Genomic DNA, 12,293 nt, shown 5'->3' on the forward strand with positions numbered 1-12,293 from the left:
CAAGAATATCGACACCACTATTCCACCGTGGTAGAAACACCAGGGCACACAACTTGGACGAACGATCAACTAAGGGGATCACATGCGGGTCGTGGTGATGGGCACCGGCGGAGTGGGCGGCTACTTCGGGGCGCGGCTGGCCCAAGGCGGCCACGACGTGAGCTTCATCGCCCGCGGCAAGCACCTCGAAGCGTTGCGCGCCAACGGCTTGAAGGTCGAGAGCCCGTTCGGCGACCTGCACCTGCCGAAGATCGACGTGACCGACGATCCGACCCGGCTGGCGCCCGCCGACCTCGTGTTGTTCGGGGTGAAGCTGTGGGACACCGAGACGTCCGCGGAGCTCATCAAGCCGTTGCTCACCGAGCAGACGGCCGTGGTGTCGTTCCAGAACGGCGTGGTCAAGGACGACATCTTGCGCCGCGTCCTCGGGCCCGAGCACGTGATCGGCGGCGTGTGCTACATCGCCGCCACGATTGCCGAGCCGGGCGTGATCCGGCACACGGGCACGCTGCAGAAGCTGGTGTTCGGCGAGTACGACGGCACCACCTCGGCGCGTGTTCAGAAATTCCACGACGCGTGCGCGGAAAGCAACATCGACGTGGAGATCAGCACCAAGATCGAACAGACGATCTGGGAGAAGTTCGTGTTCCTGGTCGGCCTTTCCGGCACCACGAGCACCGCGCGCACCACGATCGGCCCGATCCGCGCCAACCCGCGCTCGAGGGCGTTCCTGCACGACGTGATGGCCGAGGTCGTCGAGGTCGCGCGCGCCCAGGGCGTGGCGCTGCCCGCCGACTACGCCGACGACCGGCTCGCCTTCACCGACGGCGTGCCCGAAGGCATGACGTCCTCGATGCACCACGACCTCGAACGCGGCAACCGGCTCGAGGTCACGTGGCTCAGCGGCGACGTCGTCGAGCGCGGCAAGGCGCTGGGCGTGCCGACGCCGTGCAACCGCGCCATCACCGACATCCTCGCGGTGCACAGCGAAGGCCACCACTGATGTCCCTCACGATCCAGTCGGTCGAAGCCACGCTCGTCCTGGTGCCGATGCGCCGGCCGCTCGGTACCAGCGCCGCGCGCGTCACGGCGGCGCCGTTGCTGCTGCTCGACCTGCACACCGAGGAAGGTGTGACCGGGCGGGCGTATTCGTTCTGCTACCTCGAAAACGCCGGCCACGCCGCCGCGGCACTGGTCCGCGGCGTGCACGAGGCGTTGGCCGGCACCGCGGCCGATCCCGCGGCCGTGCGGACAACACTCGAAGCGAGGTTCAAACTGCTCGGCGTGCAAGGGCTCGTCGCCGCGGTGGTGTCGCTCGTGGACACCGCGTGCTGGGACGCGATGGCCATCGCCGCGGGCCTGCCCTTGGCGCGGCTGCTCGGCGCGCCACTGAAACCGATCCCCGCGTACAACAGCAACGGCCTCGGCATGATCGAACCGTCGGCCGCGGCCGACGAAGCCCAGGAACTCGTGGCCGAAGGTTTCCGCGCGGTCAAGATGCGGCTCGGTCGCCCCGCCGCCGACGATCTGGTCGCCGTGCGCGCCGTCCGTGCGGCGGTCGGCCCCGACATCGAAGTCATGGCCGACTACAACCAGGCCCTCGACCTGCCCGACGCCCTCGCCCGCTGCGGCGCGCTCGACGACGAAGGCCTGTCGTGGTTCGAAGAACCCGTGCGCCACGACGACTACGCGGCCAACGCCCGGCTCACCGCCACCGTGAGCACCCCCGTGCAGATCGGTGAGAACTTCGCGGGCCCGCGCGCGATGGCCGTCGCTCTGGAGCACGACGCGAGTGACCTGGTCATGCCCGACCTGGATCGCATCGGCGGCGTCACGGGCTGGCGCGACGCCGCCGCCCTGGCCGGCACGCGTGGCACCCCGCTGTCTTCGCACCTGTTCCCCGAGGTCAGCGTGCACCTGCTGGCCGCGACACCGACCGCGCACTGGCTGGAGTACGTCGACTGGGCCGCCCCGATCCTGCGTGAACCGCTGCGGATCGCCGACGGCCACGCGACGCCGTCCGACCGCCCTGGCAACGGCCTGGAGTGGGACTCCGAAGCGGTCGCGCGGTACCGCGTGGGCTGAGCTTTATAGAGTCCGGCCATGAACATCTGCGTCTTCCTCTCCGCCGCCGACCTCGACGAGCGCTACACCGAGCCCGCGCGCGAGTTCGCCGACCTCGTCGGCAAAGGCGGCCACACGCTGGTGTGGGGCGGGTCCGACAGCGGCCTGATGAAGGTCGTCGCCGACGGCGTACGGGCTTCGGGCGGGCGCCTCGTCGGGATCTCGGTCGAGCTGATGCGCGCCGCGGCCCGCGAGAACGCCGACGAGATGGTGATCACCGCGGACCTGGCCGAGCGCAAGGCGCTGCTGCTCTCGCGTTCCGAGGCCGTGGTCGTGCTGGCCGGCGGCCTCGGCACGCTCGATGAGGTCACCGAGGTCCTGGAACTCAAGAAGCACGGGCTGCACCACAAGCCGATCGTGGTGCTCAACACCGACGGCTTCTACGACGGCCTGATCCTGCAGCTGCGCCGGATGGAAGACGACGGTTTCCTGCCGCTGCGGCTCGACGACCTCGTGCACTTCGCCGCCGAACCCGCCGACGTGCTGGCCTACCTCGAGTCCTGACTCAGATGTCGGCGGCGGTACGGAAACCCGTGTTGCCGCTGGAAGAATCGGGTGTGTTGCCCGTCCGGGCGGCGACGCGGTAGCGGTTGCAGTAGGACTCGTGGCACAGGTACGACCCACCGCGCATGGACCGGTTTTCGGGGTCGAACCGATCGGCGCACCACTCCCAGACGTTGCCGGACACGTTGTACAGGCCGAAACCGTTGGGCCAGAACGCATCCACGGGCGCGGTGCCGACGTGGCCGTCTTCTTCCGTGTTGTGCACGGGGAACCGGCCCTGCCAGATGTTGCACCGGTGCTCGCCGCCGGGGGTGAGTTCGTCACCCCACGGAAACCGCGCCTGGTCGAGCCCGCCTCGCGCCGCGTACTCCCACTCGGCCTCGGTCGGGAGCCGACGCCCGGCCCACGCGCAGTAGGCCAGGGCGTCGTTCCAGGACACGTGGACAACGGGGTGGTCCCACCGGTCCTCGACGCTGCTGTGCGGTCCTTCCGGCGCCTGCCAATACGCGCCCGCGACGCCGCACCACCACGGGGTCTGCTCCGGCCGCGGCGAGATCTTGCGCAGCGCACCGGGCACGAACTTCGCGAACACGTACGTCCAACCGAAATCCTCGGCCTCCGTCCGGTGCCCGGTGGCCTCGACGAACTCGGCGAAGCGTGCGTTGGTCACCGCGTAGGCGTCGATGGCGAACGGCGCCACCGTGACTTCCCGCACCGGGCCTTCCCGATCGTCGGGGAAACCGTCGGCGTCGTCGGTCCCCATCCGGAAGCTGCCGCCGGGCAAGGTGAGCAAACCGTCCGCGTTGGTCGCGGGCCCGGCCGGAACCTCGGCGGCCAGGGAATGGTGCGAAGAGCGCGAAGGCGGACAACATTCGGACACGGGATGGGAACCTCCTCACCCGCACAGTAACTTCCCGAACATCTTCCGACACTTCCCGCACAAGCAACGGCAGTTTCGGCACATCCGCCGACCCGTCAGGCGCGGTACCCGATCTCCTGCACCACCCACGTGTTCCCATCCGGGTCCGCGAAGTCGAAGGCGCTCGCGTAGTCGCGGCGGTCGGCGTCGAGGCCGGGCGCCCAGTCGCCCTGCCAGTCGGCGAGGCCGGCCTTGTGGCGGAAGTCGCCGACGGGGACGCCGCGCCCGGCGAGCTCGCCGCGGGCGTCTTCGAGGTCGGTGACGACGAGGTAGGTGGTGCGCGCCGAGCCCGGGGCGGCGTCGGTGAGGCCGGTGCCGAGCTGGATGGAGCAGGCGGAGCCGGACGGGGTGAGCTGGACGACGCGGTAGCCGTCCTGCGGGTGGTAGTCGACGTCGAGGGAGAACCCGACCTGGTCGGTGTAGAACTTCAGCGATTTGTCGACGTCGCTGACAGCCAGGGTGAGGACCTCGAGAGCCCAGTTCATGGTGGTGTTCCTTTCGAGCACGGGGTTACATGTCCAGGACGAGATCGGTGTGCGGGGTGGAGCAGCACACCAGCGCCTGCCCCGGATCCGGCGGCTCCAGCGGCGAAGGCGAGTAGTCGACGGAACCGGAGAGCACGGGCGTCACGCACGTGTGGCAGACGCCGCTGCGGCAGCTCCAGCGGGCAGGCACGTCACACGACTCGGCGAGTTCCAGCAGGCTGCCGCCGGGGAACGGGGCCGAGATGCCGCTGCGCGCGAACGTGACGGTCGGCCCGGTTCCGGGCGGTCCCTCCGGCGCGTGCGGCGGGCGCGGGGCCTGGCCGACAAGGCCGGGGTTGATGGCGTCCAGCGCGCCGAACAGCTCGCTGTGGATGTGGGACGCGGCCAGACCCGCCGAGGTGAGGGCAGCGGTCATGTCCGTCATGAACGCCGCCGGGCCGCACAGGTACGCCGACGCGTCGGCGGGCACACCCAGCTCCACCAGCGCGTCCTTGGTGAGCCGCCCGGAATGGGCTCCGGCCGAGGTACGTTCCTCCGCCGTCGCGGCGCTGTAGAAGATGTCCGCGCGGCCGCCGGGCAACGCGGCGAGCAACTCCCGGGCCTCGGCGGCCAGCGGGTGCTCCGCCGGCCCGCGCGCGCCGTGGATCCACCACACCTCGCGGGTGCTGCCCTGTGCGGCCAGCTGGTGCAGCATCGCCAGCACCGGTGTCACCCCGATCCCGGCGGACACGAGCAGCACCGGCGAAGAACCGTCGCCGAGCACGAAGTCGCCTCGCGGCGCGGCCACGTCCAGCACCGCGCCTGCCGCCAACTGCGTGGTCAGGAAGGTGCTGGCCGCGCCCTCGCGCTTCACGCTGATGCGGTAGCCGTCGGAGCCCGGCGCGGAGGAAATCGAGTAGCTGCGCACCGGGGCCGGCGTGGCGGCGCCCGGGACTCGCAGCGTCAAGTACTGCCCGGGCCGGGCGGCGGGCAGCGCGCTGCCGTCCTCGGCCTCGAAATACACCGACGTCACCGAGGTGCTCTCGGGCCGCACCGCCGTGACGCGCAGCGGGCGGAAGCCCTCCCACGCGGGTCCCTGAGCGACGGTCCCGATGCCCAGCAGCTCCTCGAACGACTGCCGCCACCCCGGGCTCAGCGCGGGGATCCCCGCGGCGACGCGCAGTTTCTCGCCGTTCTTCTCAGGCAGGTACAGCAACGCATCGGTGTCGGCCACGCTCAGCGCGCCCGGCCCGGTGCGCGTCTTCACGATCGGGTCGCCGGCCGCGACGTGGCCCTCGCGGATGACGCGGAAGTAGAACCCCGGCCGGTGGTGGGCCACGAGCAGCGCGGGCAGCTCCGGCTCGCCGAGCCGCATGCCGACGCGGTAACACGTGACCCGCGGCTGCGTGACCTCGAACTCGGCCTCGCCGATGCGGTAGCGATCGCCGATGCACACCTCATCGTCGGGCAGGCCGTCGACGGTGAGGTTCTCGCCGAACGAGCCGTACTCCAGGCCGTCGCGGCCGAAGTGCTGCTCCCAGTGGCGGTACGAGCCGATCTGGTAGACGAACACGGCTCGCTGCTCGCCGCCGTGACCGCCTTTGTCTCCCTGGCCGTCGCCGTCGATGTTGAGGCGGCGAACCATGGCCGGGCCGTCGACGGAGTGCTTCCACACTCCCGTGTAGACGGTCTTGCCCTGCCAGGACACGTTTTTCGGCAGGCCCACGTTCACCGACAGCACTTTTGCGGTCATGCCAGCACCTCCTGCGCCGCGACGACGTACCACTGTGACACGGTTACCACCGGTTTCCCCGGCTCGTTCGGATTCGGTAAGGCCGGCACCTCAAGCGGTGCGCTTCTCGATCTCGTCGGTGTCGAGGCCGCGGTCGACACCGTGCGCGATCACGGTCTGGCCGGGCTCCAGCGACTGCCGCGCGCCGTCGAGGTAGACCTCGATCTTGTCCGGTTCGAAGGACACCAGGCCGGAGACGCGCTCGACCTCGGTCCAGGCCTGCTCGTACGACCAGGCGGCGCCGGCGTGCGAGCCGATGTCGTAGTAGCTCGCGAGTCCCTTGTACGGGCAGAACGTCTGTCCCTCGATCGGGGTCAGCGCGCCATCCACGATGTCCTCGCGCGGCACGTACCAGCGCGGCGCGAAGCCGGACTCGTACAGCACCACCGGGTTGTGCGTGTCGGCGATGACGCGGTCACCGTCGCGGACCACGAGGTGCCGTGACGTGCTGCGGATGTCGTTGCGGTGGTAGAGGTCCGCGGCGTGGCCGACGATCCGGTCGTCTTCCTCGTAGAAGGCCTCCATGGCGCGCCACGCGAAGGCGACGCGGTCCTTCAGCACGTCGGCGTACTCCGGCAACCCGGTGTACTCCCACGCCGCACGCTCGGCGCGGCCTTCGCCGGCGGCGACCGTGTACCACGTGGTGTCACCCAGCTCGCGGTGCTTCGTCACGCGGCCGCTCGACTCCAGCACGCCGTCGGAGACGGCGGTCTTCGGGAAGAACGCCACCGGGTAGTGGCCCGGTTCGTGCAGGAGCAGCACGTCTTCACTGTCGACGATCCACGCACCACCGAACCGGACCCGCATCCGCCTGCGCAGTGGCTCCACGAAGAGCAACCGCTCGGGCAACGGCTCCGGGGTGAGGAACCTCCCGACCGACCTGGTCGAAAGCGGTCCCTGCTGCCATGCCAGTCCCATGACTTTCGCCTTCCTTTTCGCTAACGGATTTGCGGACTGTATATCCGTTAGCATAACGAACGCAAGGCCCCTTCAAAAACTTGTCGACAGCGATGACTAATGCGTACACTCGTGTCATGAGCAGTAGCGTCAGCCTGGAGGACATGCAACGGGCGGGCTTCCCGATGGGCGGCGAGCCGCTGGTCGCGCTGGATCTCGCCGACACGCTCGCGGCCGCGACGGAGTCGGGCGACGGCGACCTCCTCGCCTCACCCGAGCGCAGCGCCGCCTGGTGGCGGCTGGAGCTGCCGCGGCTGCCGGGGTCGGCGGCACCAGGCCTCGTGCCCACGCGCCGGCTGCGGTCCGCGATCCGGGACCTGCTCGAAGCGCACCTCGACGGCCGCGGGCCCGCGCCGGCGTCGCTCGAGGAGGTCAACGCGGTCGCGGCGGCCGTGCCGACGAGCCCGCGGCTCGAAGCGCACGAGGCCTGGGAGACGCACACACGCTGGCACAGCGAGCACGGCGGCAACGTCGCGCTGGCGGCCATCGCGCGCGAAACGATCGAGCTGTTCGCCGACCCCGCGCGCCTCGCCAGGCTGCGCCGCTGCGCGAACCCCGACTGCACGATGTTGTTCCTCGCCACGAACCGGCGTCGCCAGTGGTGCGCGGGCAACGTCTGCGGGAACCGCGTGCGGGTCGCCCGCCACTACCGCCGGACCCACGACCAGCAAGCCGGATGAGAGGGCACACATGACCACGCAACCGATCACCACCGGGTTCCACAGCGGTGAGCTGAGCGTGCAACGGCAGGCCGGGCTCGAGTTCGAAGCGGCGCGGCTCGAAGGCATGCTCGCGCCCGCGCACCTGAGCCGCGGGGGCGAGGGTTTCCTCGCGCAGCGCGAGTTCGCGGCCGTCACGGCGCGCGACGCCGACGGGACACTGTGGACGTCTCCCCTGCTCGGGCCCGCCGGTTTCCTGGAGGGTTTCGACACGACGCTGGTCGTGCACACGCGCCCCGGCGCCGGCGACCCTCTGCACGAGCTGCCCACGGGCGAGCCGGTCGGCCTGATCGCCGTCGAGTTCGCGACCCGGCGCCGGCTGCGGGTCAACGGCACCGTCGTGGCCGCGGCCGAGGGCGGGTTCCTCCTCGACGTGGAGCAGGCGTACGGCAACTGCCCCTCCTACATCCAGCAGCGCCGGCTGGAGATCGACTCCGAACCGGCGCCGGCCGCCGTCGAACGATCGGACGCCCTGACCGACGCCCACCGCGCCCTCATCCGCCGTGCGGACACGTTCTTCCTCGGCACGATCCACCCGACGCGCGGCGCCGACTCGTCCCACAAGGGTGGCGAGCCCGGCTTCGTCCGCCTCGACGGCGACGACGTGTGGTGGCCCGACTACGCGGGCAACAACCTGTTCAACAGCCTCGGCAACATCACCACCGACCCCGAAGCGTCGCTGCTGTTCCTCGACTTCACCACCGGCACCACGCTCCAGATGACCGGCACCGCCGCGCTCGAATGGGTCACCCCGGGCACCGCCGGCGAGGACGACGCCACGGGCCGCCGCGTCCGCTTCCACCCGACGCGGGTGGTATCGCGTACGGGCGTGCCGCTGCACGCGTCGGGCGTGGTGCCGTCGCCGCACAATCCGCGAGTGACGGCTTAGGGGTCCGGACTCTCCCGGCCGCAGTGCCTCCGTAACAGCCATGGGTTGCCCTTCCGCGCGCCGGCCAGATCACCGCGAAAGTTACGTCGCACAATGACGACTGTGCCGGAAAATGATCAAACAACGCACCAGCACTGACTCTTCGTGCAGTTGTGCGCTCATTTGCCGGCCTGGACGGACGTGGTCACGCCTGGTGCGTGGTGCGTTCCCGGAAGGCCGCCGCTTTGCTGCTGTTGCCACAGCGCCGCATGGAGCACCAGCGGCGCCGGCGGCCGCCTGGCGTGTCGAGAAAGAGCATGCGGCACAACGGCGAGTCGCAGGCGCGGAGGCGCGTTCGGCGGGCCGGGTCGGTCACGACGTCGATGGCATCACGGGCGACGGTGGCCAGCACCTGGGCGGACGTGCGGAGGCGGGGGCCTGAAGCCACGCGGCCGTCGGCGGCCAGCTCCAGACGCGAAGGTTCCGCGGTGAAGACGGCGTAGGCCTCGACCGTCGCGGCCGCGGTGGGGTCGACCGGGGCGTCGGCCATGACGTCCGTGACTACGCGGAAAACGGCCTCCCGCAAGCGTTGCGAGTCGGAAAGCGCGGCCTCGGTCGCTTCGCCCGGGAGCAGCGGCAGGCCCACGCCGGTGGCCCACGCGTCGAGGCGGGCGGTGTTCCCGAGACGCTCGATGGCCGCGGTCGGGCGACGGCCGAGGGTGGCGACGAGGTCGAGGGCGCGGGAACCGGCGTCGAAGCGGAGTTCCTTGAGCTGGGCGGTCACGCGGACGCGGGGCTGGGTCACCGCGATCACCGCGCCACGCGAGCGGGGAAGGGCGCGGTGACGACGACCAGCACCACGCTCACTCCTGCGGCGACCACGAAGGCCACGGGCGCCGGGACGACGACGACGACCGCCGCGAACAGGTACGGCGCCGCGAAACCGAGGTACGCCAGGCAGTAGAACACCGCCGTCACGCCGGCGAGATCGGCTGCCTCCGCGAGCGCTTCGACGCGGCTGAGCCCACCGACCAGCAGCATGCCGTAAGCCGCACCCAGGACGACGGCGGCGGGGAGCGTCAAGAGAGCCCGCCCCAGCTCCGTCGACAGCGCGGCGAGCAGGAAACCCGCCACGGTCAGGCCGAGGCCGCAGGTCAGCACGAGCGGGCTGCGCCGTCGTTCCAGCGCGCGGGCCAGGGGCTGGACGAGCAACCCGCTGCCCAGTGTCAGCCCCGCGATCACACCGCTGCTCGCCACGGGCGCGACCGGCGCGGGCAACAGCGTCGGCAGGACCGCGAAACTGGTCGTCGCCACGCCGAACACCAGCGGCGCGCTCGGCACGATCCGGCGGAGGAACTCGGGACTGGTCAGTGCGTGCTTGAGCTCGCGACGCCGGTCTCCGGAAGAAGCCGCGCCCGTCACGGTTTCCGGGACGTTCCACACCAGCACGCCGACCACCACCGTCACCGCGATGTGCACCAGGTAGGTCACCACGGCCGGCGCCGGCAGCCACTGCGCGAGGACCCCGGCGACCAGCGGCCCGCTGCCGAACCCGACTGACAGCGAAATCGCGGCCCGGCGCGCCCCCGCACCCGGACCGGCGTCCGTGGACAGCTCCTTGATCCACGCGCTGCCCGGCCCGAACGCGGCACCCGAAGCGACCCCCGCGACGAGCCGGCCGAGCGCCAGCATCCACGTCGACCCGGCGCCGAACAGCAGGATCACCGAAGCCAGCGCCGAAAGCACCAGCACCGGGCGCATCACGCGGCGCCGGCCGAGCCGGTCGGAGAACCGCGCGCCCAGCAGCAGTGCCGGAATCAGCCCGACCACATAGGCGCCGAAGATCGCCGTGACGATCGTCGGCGAGAGGTGTTCCTGGTCGCGGTAGACGATCAGCAGCGGCGAGAACTGGTTGGCTCCCCACCCAACCGCGAGCACCGCCGCGCCGACCCTCGCCCACGGGCTCATGGCTCCTCCAGTCCATTAGTAACCTCAGTATGAGTTACTAACGGCGCCCTGACCACCCCGCGACGATGTGACGGATATCGTGGAGCCATGACCGCCGGACCGACCCTCGAGGACGTGCAGGCAGCCGGGTTCCCCATGGGCGGCGAGCCGCTCGTGGCCCTCGACCTCGCCGACACCCTCATGACGGCGGCGGACCCCGCCGTCGACCTGATCGAACCGACGGACGGTTACGAGACCTGGTGGCGGCTGCAGCTGCCCCGGCTGCCCGAGGCGAGCGTCCCCGCCGCGGCGGCGACGCGGAGGCTGCGCGCGGCGATCCGCGACCTGCTGGAGTCGCACCTGGAAACCCGGGCGCCCCAGGCCGTTTCGATCGAGGACCTCAACGCGTTCGCCTCGGCCGTGCCGCGCAGCCTGCGGCTGGCCGCGGGCGCCGACGGCGTGCTGACCGCGGCCACGCGCTGGCACACCGAGCACGGCGGCAACGCGGCGCTGGCGGCGATCGCCACCGAGGCGATCGAACTCCTGTCTTCCCCGGCGCAGCTGGAGAAACTTCGCCGCTGCGCCAACCCCGCGTGCTCGATGCTGTTCGTCGCGGAGACCAAGCGGCGGCAGTGGTGCACGGGCAACATCTGCGGCAACCGCGCCAGGGTCGCGCGCCACTACCGGCGGACGCACGCGCCTTCGCCTTCGTGAGCGCAGCGTCTTTCTAGGGACACATTGTCTTCCTAGATCACAGTGTTTTCCCCGGACACAAAAAAACAGGCCCGGACCAAACGGTCCGGGCCTGTCTTTGGTTGGAGCGGCAGAACTCAGTGACCGAGCAGCGGCAGGTGGCCGAGCGCGTCGGTCGCGGTGTGCAGGTCGAGACCGTGCGCCAGGTCCTGCGCGTGGGTCTCGACGCCACCCAGCGGCGAGCCGGTGTGGGTCGCGTCCGCGACGTCGGCGATCGGGGTGTGCTGGATGCCCGCGGTGTCGGCCTGGCCGACGGTGTCGAGCACGTGGTGCACGGTGTCGCCCACGACCGGGGCCTGCGGCGCGGCGGCCGACAGGGTGTGGGTCACGGAGCCGACGGTGCCGGCGACGTTCGGGACGGCCGGCAGCGCCGGGACGGCCGGAACACCCGGAACCGCCGGGAGGGCCGGCAGCGCCGGAACGGCGGCCGCGGCCGGGACGACGTGGTCCAGCGTGTGCGACAGGTCGCCCGCGGCACCGAAGTCGGCACGCTCGTCACCGTGGATGCCGACCGGGGTGGAGCCGATGGCGTCGTTGACGTGGCCGAGCAGGCCGGCGCCGGTGACACGGACGTCCTCGACGAGACCCGACACCGGGCCGCCGATCGCCGGGACACCCGCGATCGCGGCCACAGCGGCCCGCGGCATGAGGGCGTCGCCCAGGTGGTTGGTGGTGGCGTCGACCGCGGCGCCCACGAGCTTGCCGTCGAAGACGTGCTCGCCCACCGCGTCGACGGTGTGCTCGAGGTCGATCGCACCGGCGGCCACGACCGGGCCGGCGATCGGGACACCGTTGACCGCACCGGCCACGTGGTCGACGACGTTCGACACGGTGCCGAGGGTGGAGTGGGTGAGGGTGTTGAGGCCGGTCTGGTCCGCGACGTCGCTGACGGTCTCGAACACGCCGCTCAGGTTCGGCAGGCCGCTCGCCAGGCCGGTCACGTTCGGCAGGTCGGCGCGCTCGCCGGCCGCGTGCGAAAGCACGTTGCCGAAGACCGGCAGGCTCGGGGCGGCGGCCAGCGGGGCCGTGTCGGCCAGCAGCGGCATGATGTCCTGCACGTCGGCCGGCGAAACGTCAGCCAGGCCGGCAGTGTCGAGCAGGCCCTGCGGGTTGGCGGCGTAGGCGGCCGCGGCCTGCGGGTCGCTCAGCAGGGTCATGGCGAATTCGTGCAGGTTCTGCACCGCGTCCATAGTTTGTTGTCTCCTGTGCACTGATTGATTCGGCCGTCGTGGGCATGCCGCGAAGT

13 protein-coding genes are annotated in these 12,293 nt (G+C 71.0%); 6 read left to right on the top strand and 7 right to left on the bottom strand.

Annotation, left to right across the window (positions count from 1 at the left end; genetic code table 11):
- Positions 1–82 precede the first annotated feature (82 nt).
- From AB0M56_RS28070 to AB0M56_RS28080, 3 genes are read left to right on the top strand one after another with little or no spacing between them, the layout of a single operon-like run.
- On the top strand, positions 83–1,003 hold the full coding sequence (locus AB0M56_RS28070; RefSeq protein WP_364180964.1) for a 2-dehydropantoate 2-reductase: 921 nt from the start codon (positions 83–85) through the stop codon (positions 1,001–1,003).
- Positions 1,003–2,085, top strand: a complete 1,083-nt coding sequence (locus tag AB0M56_RS28075; RefSeq protein WP_364180967.1) for an enolase C-terminal domain-like protein — start codon at positions 1,003–1,005, stop codon at positions 2,083–2,085. Before AB0M56_RS28070 ends, AB0M56_RS28075 begins: the two co-directional genes overlap by 1 nt.
- An 18-nt stretch (positions 2,086–2,103) precedes the next feature.
- A complete protein-coding gene (locus AB0M56_RS28080) occupies positions 2,104–2,628 on the top strand; it encodes a TIGR00730 family Rossman fold protein (protein ID WP_364180970.1) in 525 nt (174 codons plus the stop codon).
- Between the two features lies 1 nt (position 2,629).
- Here the strand turns inward: AB0M56_RS28080 and AB0M56_RS28085 are convergent, their stop codons facing one another.
- From AB0M56_RS28085 to AB0M56_RS28100, 4 genes are all read right to left on the bottom strand, one after another.
- Positions 2,630–3,391: a formylglycine-generating enzyme family protein gene (locus AB0M56_RS28085; RefSeq protein ID WP_364181417.1), complete on the bottom strand. Its 762-nt coding sequence runs from the start codon at positions 3,389–3,391 to the stop codon at positions 2,630–2,632.
- Between the two features lie 212 nt (positions 3,392–3,603).
- On the bottom strand, positions 3,604–4,032 hold the full coding sequence (locus tag AB0M56_RS28090) for a VOC family protein (RefSeq protein ID WP_364180973.1): 429 nt from the start codon (positions 4,030–4,032) through the stop codon (positions 3,604–3,606).
- A 25-nt stretch (positions 4,033–4,057) separates the two neighbouring features.
- A complete protein-coding gene (locus AB0M56_RS28095; protein ID WP_364180976.1) occupies positions 4,058–5,764 on the bottom strand; it encodes an MOSC and FAD-binding oxidoreductase domain-containing protein in 1,707 nt (568 codons plus the stop codon).
- 90 nt (positions 5,765–5,854) lie between these two features.
- A complete protein-coding gene (locus AB0M56_RS28100) occupies positions 5,855–6,721 on the bottom strand; it encodes a DUF427 domain-containing protein (RefSeq protein WP_364180979.1) in 867 nt (288 codons plus the stop codon).
- 116 nt (positions 6,722–6,837) lie between these two features.
- Between AB0M56_RS28100 and AB0M56_RS28105 the strand changes: the two genes are divergently transcribed.
- Both AB0M56_RS28105 and AB0M56_RS28110 read left to right on the top strand, forming a co-directional pair.
- Positions 6,838–7,440, top strand: coding sequence for an ABATE domain-containing protein (locus AB0M56_RS28105; RefSeq protein ID WP_364180982.1), 603 nt, complete (start codon positions 6,838–6,840; stop codon positions 7,438–7,440).
- Between the two features lie 10 nt (positions 7,441–7,450).
- Positions 7,451–8,368 carry a pyridoxamine 5'-phosphate oxidase family protein gene (locus AB0M56_RS28110; RefSeq protein ID WP_364180985.1) on the top strand — a complete coding sequence of 306 codons (918 nt, stop codon included), beginning with the start codon at positions 7,451–7,453 and terminating at the stop codon, positions 8,366–8,368.
- Between the two features lie 184 nt (positions 8,369–8,552).
- Here the strand turns inward: AB0M56_RS28110 and AB0M56_RS28115 are convergent, their stop codons facing one another.
- Positions 8,553–9,152, bottom strand: a complete 600-nt coding sequence (locus tag AB0M56_RS28115; RefSeq protein WP_364180988.1) for a CGNR zinc finger domain-containing protein — start codon at positions 9,150–9,152, stop codon at positions 8,553–8,555.
- 5 nt (positions 9,153–9,157) lie between these two features.
- Entirely contained in the window at positions 9,158–10,315 is a 1,158-nt protein-coding gene (locus AB0M56_RS28120) for an MFS transporter (RefSeq protein WP_364180990.1), read from the bottom strand.
- Positions 10,316–10,402: 87 nt separating this feature from the next.
- Here AB0M56_RS28120 and AB0M56_RS28125 point away from each other — a divergent pair, with 87 nt between their 5' ends.
- Positions 10,403–11,008 (top strand): CGNR zinc finger domain-containing protein, encoded by a 606-nt coding sequence (locus tag AB0M56_RS28125; RefSeq protein ID WP_364180992.1) that lies wholly within the window; start codon positions 10,403–10,405, stop codon positions 11,006–11,008.
- Between the two features lie 116 nt (positions 11,009–11,124).
- Here AB0M56_RS28125 and AB0M56_RS28130 read toward each other — a convergent pair whose 3' ends face one another.
- The gene (locus AB0M56_RS28130; RefSeq protein ID WP_364180995.1) at positions 11,125–12,237 is read right to left on the bottom strand and encodes an IniB N-terminal domain-containing protein; all 1,113 of its coding nucleotides are present in this window, start codon (positions 12,235–12,237) and stop codon (positions 11,125–11,127) included.
- Positions 12,238–12,293 lie beyond the last annotated feature (56 nt).

Source organism: Amycolatopsis sp. NPDC051372 (assembly GCF_040682095.1).
GTDB lineage: Bacteria > Actinomycetota > Actinomycetes > Mycobacteriales > Pseudonocardiaceae > Amycolatopsis.